Here is a 17,117-nt window from a genome sequence, read left to right as displayed (position 1 = left end):
AGGGATATGAATGTCAGAATTCAAACAACAGGAGTTGTTCTGGGGCCGAATGTTTCACACGGAAGACCGTCCCAGTGCATTCCCTTCGTTTCAAGTGTCCGACTCAACAGTAAAGCGTGATATAACAAGCGGATCTGACTGTATTCACAGTTCATTGAGTGCGAATGTATCACGGCGCATCCTGACCATGACGAACCAAACGCCAATGGCCGTCTATCTGGTTCTCCTGATCGGAATTGAATCCCTTATATACAAATACACGGGGGAAGAGGGCGTGATTACAGGGGTTCCAACCTTTGAAGACGAAACTGATGAAGATCTTCGTTCAGACCAGCTCATGTTAATCAAACAGCATATCAATTCCGGCAGTACGTTTAAATCAATTTTCCATGAATTGAAACATACGCTGGACGAAGCGATCTTATATCAGGACGTTCCCTTTGATAAAATGGCCGGACAGCTGAGGCTGAACTACAATGCAAATCATTTGCCGATCATCCATACAGTCGTTTCACTAGAGCAAATTCATTCTGATGGTTTCATAGAAACGGCTGCTGCAGATGCTTTATTTCAGTTTGTTATGGGTGAAGACTTGATTGACCTAAAGTTATGTTTTAATGAACAAGTCTATGACCGTCAGTATATGATGCAGGTGCTCGGACATTTAAACCGGCTATTTTCTGTCATATTATTTCAGCCTGACCTCCCCCTCGGCCAAGTGGATATTTTGCCAGAATCGGAGACACATACACTTCTCGTTGACAATCAAACTGCGAAAACTGAATATCCGCGGGATAAGACGGTTTATCAGTTATTCGAAGAACAGATGAAACGAACACCGGATCAAGCAGCCGTTATTTGCGGAGAAAAGCAATTCACATATCGTCAGCTCAATGAACGTGCCAATCAATTAGCCCGAACGTTAAGGAAAAAGGGGGTAAAGACGGACCGGCTCACTGCGATTATTTGCGAACATGAGATCGAACTGGTCGTGGGAATACTGGCCGTTTTAAAAGCGGGAGGGGCCTATGTGCCAATTGACCCGGATTATCCGAAGCATCGCATACAGTATATAGCAGAAGACTCCCAAGCTGATATCATTCTGACGCAGAGCCATCTTCAAAAACAGTTGGAACTTGCGGGCACAATGGTTTTCCTCGATCAGGAAAGCTCTTACCACGAAGACGGCTCTGACCTGGAACCGATCAGCAGTACGAAGGATTTGGCTTATGTCATTTATACGTCAGGCTCCACAGGCAAGCCTAAAGGAGTGGCAATTGAGCATCAGGGCTTAACCAATTATATTTGGTGGGCCCGCCGGGTCTATGTCAAAGGGGAAAAAACCAACTTTCCCCTATATTCGTCCATCGCTTTTGATCTGACGATAACGTCTGTTTTCACTCCGCTCATTACAGGAAATTCCATTATTGTCTACAGAGGAGAAAACAGTGCTGCCTTGCTTGATTGCATTATTCAGGATTCAAGGACGGATATTATCAAGCTGACCCCGGCGCACTTGCAGTTATTGAAAGAGATGAATATCCCTGCTGAGTGCACCATTCGGAAATTCATTGTCGGCGGTGACAATTTAAGCACGCGGCTCGCCCGTAGCATCAGCGGGAAATTCGACGGAAAAATCGAAATTTTTAACGAATACGGGCCTACAGAGACAGTCGTCGGCTGTATGATTTATTCCTTTGATCTGCAAAACGACAGACGGGAATCAGTGCCGATCGGAACCGCCGCGGACAACATGAACATTTTCGTGCTGGATAAGAGCATGAAGCCGGTGCCGGACGGCGTTCCGGGAGAAATCTATATCAGCGGGGACGGCATCGCCAGAGGATACTTGAACAGAGCGGAATTAACGGCGGAAAGATTTTTGCAGCACCCCTTTGTGCCAGAGGTGAAAATGTACCGGACCGGAGACTTAGCAAGGCGGCTGCCGGACGGAAATATCGAATATTTAGGCCGGATCGACCACCAGGTGAAAATCCGCGGTTACCGCATTGAAATCGGGGAAGTCGAATCCGCATTTTTCCAAATACCGCCGATTCAAGAAGCTCTCGTTACGGCACAAGAAACCAACGGGGAAACATCCTTGTGCGCCTATTATACCGCACAGCATTCTTTAACCGCAGGCGAAATTCGGGAGCGCCTGTCCCGGCAGCTTCCGTCCTATATGATCCCTGCTTATTTTGTACAGCTGGCAGCGATGCCGCTTACTCCCAACGGAAAAATAGATCGTCAGGCGCTGCCTGCTCCAACGGGAAATCTCACTGGCAATCCTTATACAGCTCCGCGGACAGAACTGGAAAAAATACTGGCCGGGGTGTGGGAATCGGTATTAGGCGCAGAACAGGTCGGAATCGATGATCATTTCTTTGAGCTGGGAGGAGATTCGATTAAGTCGATTCAGGTGACCTCAAGCTTATATCAAGCCGGGTATAAGCTTGACATCAAACACTTGTTCAAACACCCGACGATCTCCGGGCTTGCTCCTTTTATTGAGCCCGTTTCCCGAATCGCAGAACAAGGGGAGATCAAAGGCCGTACCTTATTGACGCCGATTCAGCATTGGTTTTTCGCCCGGCAATACCCTGATCCGCACCATTATAATCAATCTGTCATGCTTTATTTTAAAGAGGGTTTGGACGAATCGAAGCTTCAGAAAGTCATGAAGAAGATTGCCGAGCATCACGATGCTTTGCGCATGGTCTATGTTCAGGGAGATCATGAATACGAAGCCAGAACCCGCGGGATCAGTGAAGGAGAATTATTCAGCCTCGACGTGTTCTCTTTACTCGAAGAAAACAACCCTGCCGAAACGATAGAAACGATAGCAAATGACATTCAGCAATCCATCCATTTAGCCGATGGACCGCTCATGAAACTGGGATTGTTTCAATGTCAGGATGGCGATCATTTGCTGATTGCGATTCATCATCTGGTTGTAGATGGCGTATCGTGGAGGATTTTACTTGAGGATATAACGTCAGCTTATGAGCAGCTCCAAAACGGAGAAGCGATCACGCTCCCTAAGAAGACGGATTCCTATCTGTTATGGGCTGAACGATTGAAACGTTATGCAGAAAGTCCGGAATTTGAAGCGGAAAATCAATATTGGCTTGAGCAGAAACATATCTCGCAACACAAATTGCCAAAGGATAATGAGCAGGAGACCGGTCTGGCCGAAGACCGGGAAACGATCATCGTCCAATGGACAGAGGAAGAAACCGAGCGTTTATTAAAAAAATCGAACCGGGCCTATACGACTGACATTAATGATTTATTGCTGACCGGACTCGGAATGGCTGTTCATCGCTGGACGGGGCATGAAGAAATTCATGTTCATCTGGAAGGACACGGCAGGGAATCTATTTTTCAAGACGCTGATATTTCACGTACGGTGGGCTGGTTCACAACCCAATACCCGGTTTCTCTTCAAATCCAGGCGGACCGGGACATCTCCCAGCGGATTAGGACGGTGAAAGAACAGCTGCGTCAGATTCCCCAAAAAGGAATAGGATATGGCCTGATGAAATATTTGTCCGATCATCCGAAGGCATCAGAATGGACCGGACATCCGGAAATCAGCTTCAATTACCTCGGACAATTTGATCAAGATTTCGAAAATGGAGGAATCGAGGTATCTCCTTACTCCGGAGGGAAAATTGCAAGCGACAGACATCCCATTGCCTATACGCTTGACATTAACGGCATGATCTCAGACGGCCGGCTGTCATTGGCCATCAGTTACAGCGGTAAACAATATCGAAGAGAAACAATGGAAACATGTGCAGCTCTCTTAAAGAACAGCCTAAAAGAAGTCATCGAACATTGCGCAGCCCAAGAACACATTCACCTGACGCCAAGCGATATCTCGCTGAAGGACATAACAATCGAGGAATTAGATCAATTTGTTCAGCAAACACAGCATATCGGCGAGATTGAAAATATATATCCTTTAACTCCCATGCAGAAAGGTATGCTGTTCCATAGTTTAATCGATTCGGCTTCCAGAGCTTACTTTGAACAAGCCGCTTTTGATCTCAAAGGCGACTTGGATATCGAGGCATTTACAATGAGTTTGTCGCAGCTGGCGGAAAGACATGAGATTCTCCGGACTCATTTTTATACGGAATGGAAAGATCAGCCTTTGCAGATCGTATTCCGGAAAAAACCGATCGAAATAACCGTTGAAGATATTCGAAGCATGAAGAATAAACAACGAAACGAGTTCATTGCCGGCTTTGTACAAAAAGATAAGGCAAGAGGATTCGACCTTACTCAAGATGCGTTAATGCGCGTATCAATCCTTCGTACAGAGGATGACCAAGCCCGATTGATATGGAGCTTCCATCATATTTTAATGGATGGCTGGTGTCTGCCTCTTATTACGAAAGAAGTGTTTGAAACCTATTATGAGCTTATTGATAGAAGAAAACCGGAGCCCGAAGCCGTCACCCCGTACAGCCGATATATCGAATGGCTGGAAGACCAGGATCATAAGCACGCTTCAGCCTATTGGCAAAAATATTTGGACGGTTATGAAGGACAAACCGTTGTACTGAAAGAACCTGTCTCAAACCAAGCCAAGGGATATCAAAAACAAAGGCTTGCATGCCGGCTCGGAAAACAGCTGTCAGAAGAAATCAGACAGACTGCAAGCAAGCATCACGTCACCGTGAATACGTTCATTCAAAGTGCGTGGGGACTATTGCTGCAAAGATACAACAACAGTCAGGATGTCGTTTTCGGGTCGGTTGTTTCCGGCCGCCCAGCAGAAATTCCGGGTATCGAGTCCATGGTCGGTTTATTTATCAACACCATTCCCGTCCGTATTACCGCTCAGCCTGAAATGACTGTGGAACAAGTGTTGAAAATGAGCCAGGAGCAGGCATTGGCTTCTCAAGGGTATGATACATTTCCGTTATATGAAATTCAGGCTCAAACCGAACAAAAGCAGCAGCTGATCAGTCATATCATGGTATTTGAAAATTATCCGGTCGAGAAACAAATGGAACATATGAAACCGAATCGTGACGCGCTGGACATTATCAATTTCCATATGGAAGAGCATACCCATTACGATTTCAATTTCATTGTCATGCCCGCGGGAGAAATCGACATTCATTTTGTATACAATAGCAACGTCTATGATCATGCAAGTGTCAAGCGGATGGAAGAGCATTTTATGCAAATCATTAAGCAGATGGTGAACAGTCAGGCGATTCGCGTCCAAGACTTGGATATACTTACAGGGGATGAACGTTCGCTCCTTATAGAGGCATTTAATGATACGGAAGCAGATTATCCAAAGGAAAAGACGCTTCATAAATTGTTTGAGGAACAAGCACAGCGTACGCCTGATCAAACGGCTGTCGTATACGGGGAAAGCCAGCTGACATACCGGGAACTGAATGAAAGAGCCAATCAACTTGCCCGGACATTGCAATCAGAAGGCGTGCAGCCGGATCAGCCGGTCGGGATTATGGCCGAACGTTCCTTGGAAATGATCGTAGGACTCTTCGGGATCTTAAAAGCCGGCGGCGCGTATGTGCCGATCGATCCGAGCTATCCGGAAGAACGGATTCACTATATATTGGAGGATTCGGATACGAAGCTGTTGTTAGTACAGAGTCACTTGAGGAAAAGCGTGCCTTTTACGGGAAAAGTACTTGACCTGGAAGATCCGCGATTCTCTTGGGAAGATGGTTCAAACTTAAAACAGACGGCCGGACCGAATCACTTAGCTTATGTTATCTATACTTCGGGATCAACAGGCCGACCGAAAGGGGTTATGGTGGAACACCGATCCGTAATCAATCGTCTCGTTTGGATGCAGGAACATTACCCGCTGGATAAGCAGGATGTCATTCTGCAAAAAACCCCAATCACCTTTGATGTATCGGTGTGGGAATTGTTCTGGTGGTCGATGACTGGTTCTAAAGCGGTATTGCTTCCAAACGGAGGAGAAAAGAACCCTGACGTCATCTTAGATACGATTGCGCAGAAAAATGTCACCGTTATGCATTTTGTGCCTGCGATGCTGCATGCTTTTCTTGAGTCCATGGAGCAGAAATCCGACGAGGAATTAAAGAGAAAGCTGGCGTCATTAAAATATGTATTTGCAAGCGGCGAGGCTTTGACGCCTGCGCACGTTGCCGGGTTTCATCGCTTGATCACACCGGCGGGTGAGGCTAAAATCATCAATTTATACGGGCCGACCGAAGCGACGATCGATGTATCGTATTTTGAATGCGAAGCGGGAGAAACGCTTAACTCAGTTCCGATAGGTAAACCGATTTCCAACATTCAATTGTATATCGTACACCCCGAATCGGAATATTTTCAACCGCTCGGTGTGGCAGGAGAGCTGTGTATCGCCGGAGACGGGCTCGCACGGGGCTATTTGAACCGCCCGGAGCTGACGGCTGAGAAGTTTGCAGCTCACCCATTTGAAGCAGGGAAGCGGATGTACCGGACAGGCGACTTGGCAAGATGGCTGCCCGATGGCAATATCGAGTATTTGGGACGAATCGATCATCAAGTGAAAATCCGAGGCTACCGGATAGAACTCGGCGAGATCGAAGCATCTTTACTACAACTTGATGCTGTCAAAGAAGCGGTCGTCATCGCGATTGAAAAAGAGGGCTCAAAACAGCTGTGCGCTTACTTGTCAGGAGACGAATCATTAAATACGGCGCAGCTGAAGCGTCATTTGCTGAACAATCTGCCCGCGTATATGATTCCGGCTTATTTTGTACAAGTAGAGAAGATGCCGATAACCGCTAATGGAAAAATCGATCGAAAAGCGTTGCCGGCTCCTGAGGGAAATAGGCTTACCGGAACCGAATACGCAGCGCCCGGAACGTTAATTGAAAAGCAGCTGGCCGATATATGGAAGGATATTTTAGCTCTGCCTGACCCCGGGATTAAAGATCACTTCTTTGACGTTGGCGGCCATTCACTTAAAGTATTGCAGCTCATTCATCAAATTAACGCCAGTATGGGAATCAACATGCATTATCAAGCCGTATACGATTTTCCTACCATCGAAACAATGGCACGCGCCATTCAAGCTGCAGTTTTCGAATCCGAGACGGATCATAACGTATTCGTCAAGCTGAACCAGGAAGATTCAATCCCTGTGTTCTGTTTCCCGCCTTTAATCGGGTATGGACTCGTTTATAATGAAATGGCGAAAAGACTTGATGGCGGCTGCACCGTCTATGCGGCAGATTTTTTAGAAGAGCCGTCTCATGAGAAAGAGATCGTTGACCGGTATGCAGAAAGCATGATACGCATTCAAGAACAAGGGCCTTTTGTTCTGCTTGGTTACTCTTCCGGATCGAATTTGGCTTTTGAGGCTGCCAAAGCTTTGGAGAAGCGGGGCCGCACCGTATCTGATGTGATTATGCTGGATTCTAAAATCACCGATTCGGTAACTCATTTATCGGAAGAGGAAATCCAAGAGATCGTCCATCTGAATATGGACATTATTCCGGACTACTACAGAGAAATATTAACCATTCCTTCGATTAAGGATAAAATCAGAGGCTATCTTGCGTATCACAATGAACTGATCAATTCCGGCGCCGTTAACGCCAACATCCATCATTTACTATGCGGCGATGTAACCGATGATAGGGGCTGGACACAATCAACAGCACAGCATTATCTTGAGTACAAATTAAAAGGAGATCACGTGACGATCTTTGAACCTCACAATATCGAAGAAAATACGGATGCAATTCGATCTATTATTAAACGGATTGAAGAACGGCATCATCACGGACTTGTTCTTGAAGAACAACTGTCAATGGGATCATTTGCGGGAAATACGAAGTTTGACAAAATGTAAATGATCCAGTGTAAAATGCCGCTGGATGACAGTCAGCGGCATTTTGTACGAAAAAGAAGAGAGTAAACTCATGTATTTGAAACGGTTTCCTCGAATGCGTTCTCCATGACCATTTGTCATCAAATGTTAAAAGAAAAACCTCATTTTAAGGAAAAAGAAGGATATTCAGTCATGACAAAAAAGTGTAGCTTATGTTTAGGGGTTCTTGCTTTATGATTGAGTTGCTTATCTGGGAAGTCGTCATATGCTGCCAACACTGCAATTTCCCAAAAGGACCCTTATTTTAGGAAAAGGGGGATATTAAGTAATGAGGAAAAAATGTAGCTTATGTTTATGGGTTCTTGTTTTATTATTGAGCTGCTTATCTGGGAAGTCTGCGTATGCTGCCAGTACGCCAATTGCAAAACATGCAGGGAATTCAAACCCGCTGATCGACCATCATCTGGGCGCAGATCCGTTTGCACTGACTTATAACGGAAGAGTCTACATCTATATGTCAAGTGATGATTATGAATATAACAGCAACGGAACGATTAAGGATAATTCATTTGCCAATTTGAATAGAGTATTCGTCATATCTTCAGCGGATATGGTGAACTGGACAGACCACGGAGCCATTCCGGTAGCAGGTGCCTATGGTGCTAATGGCGGCCGGGGGATCGCAAAGTGGGCAGGTGCGTCCTGGGCCCCGTCAGTCGCCGTTAAAAAGATAAATGGCAAGGACAAATTCTTCCTTTATTTCGCAAACAGCGGCGGCGGTATCGGGGTTCTCACTGCAGACAGCCCGACCGGTCCGTGGACAGACCCGATCGGAAAACCGCTGGTGACGCCAAGTACACCAGGAATGTCCGGCGTTGTATGGCTTTTTGATCCGGCAGTATTCGTAGATGACGACGGTACCGGTTACCTGTATGCCGGCGGAGGCATCCCCGGAGGTTCAAATCCGACACAGGAGCAATGGGCAAACCCTAAAACAGCAAGAGTCATGAAATTAGGGCCTGATATGACCAGTGTTGCCGGAAGTGCATCTACGATCGATGCGCCTTTCATGTTTGAAGATTCGGGAATGCACAAATATAACGGGACATATTACTATTCCTATTGCATCAATTTCAGCGGCGCGCACCCGGCCGATAAACCCCCAGGTGAGATCGGCTACATGACCAGCTCAAGTCCCATGGGTCCCTTTACATATAGAGGGCACTTCCTGAAAAATCCGGGTGCATTTTTCGGAGGCGGCGGAAACAACCATCATGCTGTTTTCAATTTTAAAAACGAGTGGTACACGGTGTATCATACTCAAACTGTCAGCTCCGCTCTGTTCGGGGCCGGCAAAGGATACCGTTCTCCCCATATTAATAAGCTTGTGCATAATTCAGACGGATCGATTCAAGAGGTAGCGGCAAATTATACAGGCGTAAAACAGCTTTCTAACTTGAATCCATATCACCGGGTAGAAGCTGAAACGTTTGCCTGGAATGGACGGATTTTGACCGAGAATTCCTCTGCACCCGGCGGGCCGGTAAATAATCAACATATAACAAACATTCAGAACGGAGACTGGGTTGCTGTAGGAAATGCAGACTTCGGGTCAGGCGGTGCCAGGACGTTTAAAGCAAATGTAGCATCCGCTCTTGGCGGGAAAATAGAAGTGCGTCTCGATAGTCCAACTGGTAAACTTGCGGGAACACTGAATGTCCCTTCCACAGGCGGAACACAAAATTGGAGAGAAATAGAAACTGCGGTAAGCGGCGCAGCCGGTGTGCACAACGTATTCTTTGTATTTACCGGAACAGGTTCAGGAAACTTGTTTAATTTTGATTATTGGCAATTTACGCAAAGATAACATCAGTTTTGTGATATAAAAGCAGGACAGAACACATTTTTCTAATACGGTAAAAGACAGATAAAGGAGAGAAAAAATGATGTCGAGCGTAAAAAAAACAATTTGTCTATTATTGGTATGTTTCACTACGCTGTCAGTAATGTTAATGGGCCCAGGCGCTGCTGAGGTCTTGGCGGCAAATGATGTAACAGTTAACATTTCCGCAGAAAGACAAGTGATTCGCGGTTTTGGAGGGATGAACCACCCGGCTTGGGTTGGAGATTTAACAGCTGCTCAAAGAGAAACTGCTTTTGGCAATGGACAGAACCAGTTAGGCTTTTCGATCTTAAGAATTCATGTAGATGAAAATAGAAATAACTGGTACAAAGAAGTAGAGACTGCAAAGAGTGCGATCAAACATGGAGCAATCGTTTTCGCTTCTCCCTGGAATCCGCCAAACGATATGGTCGAGACTTTCAATCATAATGGTGACACATCAGCTAAGCGGCTGAGATACGATAAGTACGCCGCATACGCGCAGCATCTTAACGATTTCGTTAACTTCATGAAGAGTAATGGTGTGAATCTGTATGCGATTTCCATCCAAAACGAGCCTGATTACGCTCACGAGTGGACGTGGTGGACGCCGCAAGAAATACTTCGCTTTATGAGAGAAAACGCCGGCTCAATCAATGCCCGCGTCATTGCGCCTGAATCATTTCAATACTTAAAGAATTTGTCGGACCCGATTTTGAACGATCCTCAGGCCCTTGCCAATATGGATATTCTCGGAACCCACCTGTACGGAACTCAGGTCAGTCAATTCCCTTATCCTCTTTTTAAACAAAAAGGAGCGGGGAAAGACCTTTGGATGACGGAAGTATACTATCCGAACAGTGATAACAACTCGGCGGATCGATGGCCCGAGGCCTTGGATGTTTCGCAACATATTCACAGTTCGATGGTAGAAGGGGATTTACAAGCTTATGTTTGGTGGTACATCCGAAGATCATATGGTCCTATGAAAGAAGATGGCACGATCAGCAAACGAGGCTACAATATGGCCCATTTCTCTAAATTTGTGCGCCCTGGATATGTAAGGATTGATGCAACGAAAAACCCTAATCCGAATGTTTACGTGTCAGCCTATAAAGGTGACAACAAGGTCGTGATTGTCGCCATTAACAAAACCAATACAGGGGTCAACCAAAACTTTGTGTTGCAGAACGGATCCGCTTCTCAAGTATCCAGATGGATCACGAGCAGCAACAGCAATCTTCAGCCCGGAACGGATCTCAAAGTAACGGACAATCACTTTTGGGCCCATCTGCCGGCTCAGAGCGTGACAACATTTGTTGTAAAGCGTTAATAAAAGCATCTGATAGATCATAGCGATAAGCCAATTTTCTGACTCCAAAAAGAAAATTGGCTTATTTTCTGTGGGTCTGACTGAATCCCTCACTGAAGTACAATCTCATTGTACAACTCCAACCTTAACCCGTATTAATCCGAACCTTACATCAACCTTAAATTAACCAGTACAGAATAAGGGCTCGTCCTCTTACAGCAATCATAAGATTCAATGCTATATTGAGACTCATCACATTTAGCATATCTACGTTGGAAATAAATTTAATTTTTCGATTCGATTGAAAAATGACGTGTAAAGTCCCGATTCCGTCCAGTTTTCTTTGTTCTATATGTGTCAGGTGTATCTTATTCAATAGAGATAGAGCAAATTGACAGGCTTTTAAACCTCCCAAAAACAAGAAATTAGGTTGATAGACAATCATGAGAAAGATTTTTACAATGAGTTCGTGCTCATAAGAAGTGAGAGCCAAAATGATGTGAAGGAGGAAAAGATCAGATATGAAACGGTCAATCTCTATTTTTATTACGTGTTTATTGATTGCGGTTTTGACAATGAGCGGCATGCTGGCTTCGCCGGCATCTGCAGCAGGGACTAAAACGCCAGTAGCCAAGAATGGTCAGCTTAGCATAAAAGGGACACAGCTCGTAAACCGAGACGGCAAAGCGGTACAGCTGAAAGGGATCAGTTCACACGGATTGCAATGGTATGGCGATTTCGTCAATAAAGACAGCTTAAAATGGCTGAGAGACGATTGGGGCATCACCGTTTTCCGCGCGGCGATGTATACGGCAGATGGCGGTTATATTGACAACCCGTCCGTGAAAAATAAAGTAAAAGAAGCGGTTGAAGCGGCAAAAGAGCTTGGGATATATGTCATCATTGACTGGCATATCTTAAATGACGGCAATCCAAACCAAAATAAAGAGAAGGCGAAAGAATTTTTCAAGGAAATGTCAAGTCTTTACAAAAATACGCCAAACGTCATTTATGAAATTGCAAATGAACCAAACGGTGATGTGAACTGGAAGCGGGATATTAAACCGTATGCGGAAGAAGTGATTTCCGTGATCCGCAAAAATGACCCCGACAATCCCATCATTGTAGGTACCGGTACATGGAGCCAGGATGTGAATGATGCAGCCGATGATCAGCTAAAAGATGCAAACGTCATGTACGCGCTTCATTTTTATGCCGGCACACACGGCCAATCTTTACGTGATAAAGCAAACTATGCACTCAGTAAAGGAGCGCCTATTTTCGTGACGGAATGGGGAACAAGCGACGCGTCTGGAAATGGCGGTGTATTCCTTGACCAGTCGCGGGAATGGCTGAATTATCTCGACAGCAAGAAAATCAGCTGGGTGAACTGGAATCTTTCTGATAAGCAGGAATCATCCTCAGCGTTAAAGCCGGGAGCATCTAAAACAGGCGGCTGGCCGCTGTCAGATTTAACTGCCTCAGGAACATTCGTAAGAGAAAACATTCTCGGCAACAAAGATTCAACGAAAGAACGCCCTGAAACGCCAGCACAAGATAACCCCGCTCAGGAAAACGGCATTTCTGTACAATACAAAGCAGGGGATGGGGGTGTGAACAGCAACCAAATCCGCCCTCAGCTTCACATAAAAAATAACGGGAATACCAAGGTTGATTTAAAAGATATCACTGCCCGCTACTGGTATAACGCGAAAAACAAAGGCCAAAACTTTGACTGTGACTACGCGCAGATTGGATGCGGCAATCTGACCCACAAGTTTGTGACGCTGCATAAACCTAAGCAAGGTGCAGATACCTATCTGGAACTGGGGTTTAAAAAAGGAACGCTGTCACCGGGAGCAAGCACAGGGAATATTCAGCTTCGTCTTCACAACGATGACTGGAGCAATTATGCACAAAGCGGCGATTATTCCTTTTTCCAATCAAATACGTTTAAAACAACGAAAAAAATCACATTATATTATCAAGGAAAACAAATTTGGGGAACAGAACCCAATTAGTCAAGCTTTAGGCGGACATCAGCAACACGATGTCCGCTTTTATGATCTTAAAAACAGCAATACAAAACAAAGAAGTTTACGTGGCGGATGAAACTTTGATGGTGTACCAAGACAAGAACAATTCGATTAAAAAATCTTAATTACTTTATAAAATTCTTAAAAATTGATGTTAACGATTGTTATGCTATACATTGCAACTTTATATTTTTTGTTTTTTCTAATAATTTATTGACTGAAAGCGCTTTTAACATTATGATGTAGCTATAGTTAACCAAAAGTTACCCATTATTCAACATCAAGTATCTAATTGTTAATCATTTTTGTGGTCATAAGTTTTAAAACCTATACGCGGTTTCAAAGAGTACACATTTTTTGTTTGTCAACATCACTTCACCAGTTCAAAAATACGATATGGGGTTGAATTTTACGGAAGGAAAAAATGGTTGATGCAGGTTGTTGATTTGAACGATGCGTTGATCACAAGTTGGAAATGAAGCATGAAATATACAGTGATATTCTCGATTATTTCATTCATCTTTTGGTTTTCACAATTTCTATATGTTCCAGTTTTATCCCCCTATTTGGAGACATTAGGGGGAGACTATCTCTTAATCGGTCTCATATTAAGCAGCTATGGGCTCCTGCAGCTTTTATGCAGACTCCCATTAGGAATATTAGCGGATTATTTGGAAATAAGAAAACCTTTTATTCTGCTCGGGATTTTAGCCAGCACGATCAGCTGCCTCATATTTTTCTTAACAGAAGATTTGGTTTTTGCTTTAATTGCCCGCTGCTTCGCTGGATTAGCGGCCGCAACCTGGGTCGTGTTTACTGTGATGTATGCAAGTTATTACCATGAACATGAATCCAATCAAGCAATGAATCTGATTTCATTTATTGTCGTATTTGCACAACTTCTTGGAATGGGGCTGAGTGGGTATTTAGTGAGTCAATGGGGGTGGCATGCACCATATTTTCTTGGTAGTTTGCTCTGTATCCTTGCATTTGTTTTACTGCTGTTTATATCTGAACCGAAACATTCTAGGACTCGCAGTCAAATAGAATCGAAAGCGCTTTTATTCACTTTGAAGAAACAAACGCTTCTTCAACTATCGTTTTTATCCATTTTGGCACACGCTATGATTTTTATTACAACGTTTGGGTTTACATCAGCTTATGCATTAAGTATTGGGATTCCTAAAAGCCAGTTAGGATTGACGACTTTCTCTTTTATGATTCCACATGCAATCGCACCTTTAATAATAGGTAAAATCGCTTCTTCGATAAGAAAACAATGGATGGTTTTAATCGGCTCATTTATGTTTGCCACAATGTGTATTTTTACAATGCCTATCACCACTCATCCAGCTATTTTTTTCATCATACAAGCGATGATGGGTCTCTCATTAGGTGTTATTTTCCCTCTATTACTAGGTATGTGTTATCAGTCGGCTTCTGATCACATGAAATCTACGGTTGTTGGTGCATATCAAGCGCTCTATGCAATAGGAATTTTTGGCGGACCCTTTATCGCAGGAATTTTTAACTCTTGGTTTGGACTTAGTGCAGGCTTTTACTTTGCTTCCTTGCTAGGTGGAATCGCAACATTACTTGCTGCGAGATGGAAAAGCAAAGCGATGAAAGTATAATATTTATCATGACAGCATTGGCAAAATATAAAGTTTTCTTAAAGGTATAATTTCATAAATCATATAGGAGATGAATCTATGGGGCAATATTTAGTACATCAACAAGTTACTTCCCCCAAGTGTTTAGATCAAGCATTACCAGAACTCGTTTATGTTTGTCATGCCACTGAGCAACATACTACTTTACCGCGAACAATGCATATGCATAAGCAAATGTTAGAGATTGTTTTTATCAAAAAAGGCAACGGAAGGCACTTGATTGGCAATAACATATATGATGTCAAACAAGGAGATATCTTAATCTATAATAGTCATGTTTTGCATGACGAGTATATGGATCAAACATCTAAAATGAGTGTGTACTGCGTAGGAATGAAAAATGTTAAGTGCCCAGGCTTACCAGAGAATCACTTAATACCCGAATCAATGTCGTGTGTATGGAACTGTGGAGATCAAGCTCAACAAATAGAAACCTTATTAGAAATGATTCTTTTCCAGGTCAAAACAAATCAAGCTGGTCACCAAGAAACATGCAGTTATTTACTATCTGCTCTTATCTCTTTGCTGTTAACCATCCCTAAAGAACAACCGCTCATGACAGAAGAAGTCTGCTGCTCTCTATTTTTAAACATCAAATCATATATTGATCTTCATTATGCTGAAAATATCACACTTTCTTCTATAGCAAAAGAAATGAATGCGAGCCCTTATTATATTGCCCATTTATTTAAGAAACACACCGGATTCTCACCAATTCAGTATATGATTCGTCGACGGATTGGCGAGTCTCAATCACTGCTAATCAACACAAATTTTACGGTTACTCAAATAGCCGGTATGACCGGGTATGATAACCCAAACTATTTTACATCTTTATTTACAAAACTGATTGGCATATCTCCTAAAAAATATCGTCAATTATGGCGGGGTGTTTAAATGAAACTAGGCTATTTTTAACACAAGATCGTGAAGGTTTTTGATGAAAATAACGATAAATATGACGAAACTCCAATATATTTAAACAATAATTTGAAGGAACAAAATGTTTTTGAGATTTATAATAAATATACAAACATATTGTATGCGCTTTCTTTTGTGAAGGAGGGAAGAAAATGAGTGAAAAGAATAAGCTTTTTTTCACTAAAATAGGGATTCCATACTCGCTAAGATGGGGATATCTTGGCATGATACTTTTCATGATTGGAGATGGATTGGAACAAGGCTGGCTGTCACCTTATTTAGTCGAAAGGGGACTATCAGTCACACAGTCAGCTCAATTATTTGCGGCATATGGTTTAGCTGTCGGAATAGCTGCTTGGGTATCAGGAGTCTTAGCTCAAATTTGGGGAATTAGAAGGGTGATGTGGGCTGGATTTATCATGTTTGCGATATCTTCTATTCCTTTTATCGCTCTAGGTGTTTCCAACTTGAACTACCCTGTTATGCTCGTTACATATGTGTTAAGAGGTGTAGGATACCCATTATTTGCTTATTCATTTATCGTTTGGATCACGTATCGGGCAGAGCAAAAAATATTGGCACGAGCCGTAGGGTGGTTTTGGTTCGTATTTACATGTGGATTGAATGTTGCAGGGCCATTTTATTCGTCTCTAGCAATACCTATTATTGGTCATATTTATGTATTATACACAGGCATCTTCTTTGTATTGATAGGGGCCATCATCGCACTTGTGCTGACAAAAGATGAAGTGAAACAAAATACAAAAGATCAATCATCTATCAAGGAGCTATTAAGCGGAATATTTTATATGTTTGAGCGTCCAAGATTAGCTGCAGGTGCAATAGTCAAAATAATCGGAACATTAGGCCAGTATGGATTTGCCATATTTTTACCTGGTTATCTCATAAAATACGGTTACTCAACTGAAGAATGGTTACAAATTTGGTCATCCATTTTCGTTGTGAATATTTTATCAAACTTATTATTTGGTTTTATTGGAGATCAAATCGGATGGAGAAAAACGATCATTTGGTTTGGATGTGTAGCTGTGCTCTATCTACCATCGCCATCTATATAGCCCCGATGATAATTGGCCACAATTTAATCGGAATGATATTGATCTCATGTTTATTTGGATTTTTTTTAGCGGGCTATGTACCAATTACGGCGCTAATCCCTTCTATGGCTCCAGCAAAAGACAGAGGAGCCGCAATGTCTGTACACAATCTAGGATCTGGTTTAAGCGTGTTTGTCGCACCATTCATAGTCAGCCTCTTTATAGAGCCGTTAGGAACAAGCGGCGTCATTCTCATCTTTGCAGCCTTATATTTATTTAGCGGATATTTAACAACATTTTTGAAAACTCATGAGGAGTTAGAACAAAACATAAAGAAGACAGCAATACAAATGAATGTGTTAGATAAAACACCATAAAGCGAGGAGAAA

General features: G+C 43.3%; 6 protein-coding genes and 1 pseudogene. All 7 read left to right on the top strand.

What is annotated here, in order from left to right; all coding sequences use genetic code 11:
- The first annotated feature begins 10 nt into the window (after positions 1 to 10).
- The 7 genes and pseudogenes from AD710_RS16825 (at position 11) to AD710_RS20120 (ending at position 17,105) form a co-directional block, all read left to right on the top strand.
- Positions 11 to 7,867 carry a non-ribosomal peptide synthetase gene (locus AD710_RS16825; protein WP_049628561.1) on the top strand — a complete coding sequence of 2,619 codons (7,857 nt, stop codon included), beginning with the start codon at positions 11 to 13 and terminating at the stop codon, positions 7,865 to 7,867.
- A gap of 307 nt (positions 7,868 to 8,174) precedes the next feature.
- Complete coding sequence (locus AD710_RS16820) at positions 8,175 to 9,713, top strand: glycoside hydrolase family 43 protein (protein WP_049628560.1); 1,539 nt, start codon at positions 8,175 to 8,177, stop codon at positions 9,711 to 9,713.
- Positions 9,714 to 9,789: 76 nt separating this feature from the next.
- Positions 9,790 to 11,061, top strand: a complete 1,272-nt coding sequence (locus AD710_RS16815; RefSeq protein WP_016935952.1) for a glucuronoarabinoxylan endo-1,4-beta-xylanase XynC — start codon at positions 9,790 to 9,792, stop codon at positions 11,059 to 11,061.
- A 500-nt stretch (positions 11,062 to 11,561) separates the two neighbouring features.
- Positions 11,562 to 13,061 carry a cellulase family glycosylhydrolase gene (locus AD710_RS16805; protein ID WP_049628558.1) on the top strand — a complete coding sequence of 500 codons (1,500 nt, stop codon included), beginning with the start codon at positions 11,562 to 11,564 and terminating at the stop codon, positions 13,059 to 13,061.
- 497 nt (positions 13,062 to 13,558) lie between these two features.
- The gene (locus tag AD710_RS16800) at positions 13,559 to 14,710 is read left to right on the top strand and encodes an MFS transporter (protein WP_049628557.1); all 1,152 of its coding nucleotides are present in this window, start codon (positions 13,559 to 13,561) and stop codon (positions 14,708 to 14,710) included.
- A 78-nt stretch (positions 14,711 to 14,788) separates the two neighbouring features.
- Positions 14,789 to 15,646: an AraC family transcriptional regulator gene (locus tag AD710_RS16795; protein WP_049628556.1), complete on the top strand. Its 858-nt coding sequence runs from the start codon at positions 14,789 to 14,791 to the stop codon at positions 15,644 to 15,646.
- A 176-nt stretch (positions 15,647 to 15,822) separates the two neighbouring features.
- Positions 15,823 to 17,105, top strand: a pseudogene (locus AD710_RS20120) (MFS transporter).
- The last annotated feature ends 12 nt before the right edge of the window (positions 17,106 to 17,117 follow it).

Source organism: Bacillus sp. JFL15 (genome assembly GCF_001184225.1).
Taxonomy (GTDB): Bacteria; Bacillota; Bacilli; order Bacillales; family Bacillaceae; genus Bacillus; species Bacillus siamensis.
Note: the sequence above shows the minus strand (reverse complement) of the source record. Positions and strands in the feature narration are given on the sequence as shown.

What these genes read in the sequence shown, in the direction of transcription:
- AD710_RS16825 (WP_049628561.1), top strand. Translation starts at nt 11, where the DNA reads ATGTCAGAATTCAAACAACAGGAGTTGTTCTGGGGCCGAATGTTTCAC.
- AD710_RS16795 (WP_049628556.1), top strand. Translation starts at nt 14,789, where the DNA reads ATGGGGCAATATTTAGTACATCAACAAGTTACTTCCCCCAAGTGTTTA.
- AD710_RS16815 (WP_016935952.1), top strand. Translation starts at nt 9,790, where the DNA reads ATGATGTCGAGCGTAAAAAAAACAATTTGTCTATTATTGGTATGTTTC.
- AD710_RS16805 (WP_049628558.1), top strand. Translation starts at nt 11,562, where the DNA reads ATGAAACGGTCAATCTCTATTTTTATTACGTGTTTATTGATTGCGGTT.
- AD710_RS16800 (WP_049628557.1), top strand. Translation starts at nt 13,559, where the DNA reads ATGAAATATACAGTGATATTCTCGATTATTTCATTCATCTTTTGGTTT.
- AD710_RS16820 (WP_049628560.1), top strand. Translation starts at nt 8,175, where the DNA reads ATGAGGAAAAAATGTAGCTTATGTTTATGGGTTCTTGTTTTATTATTG.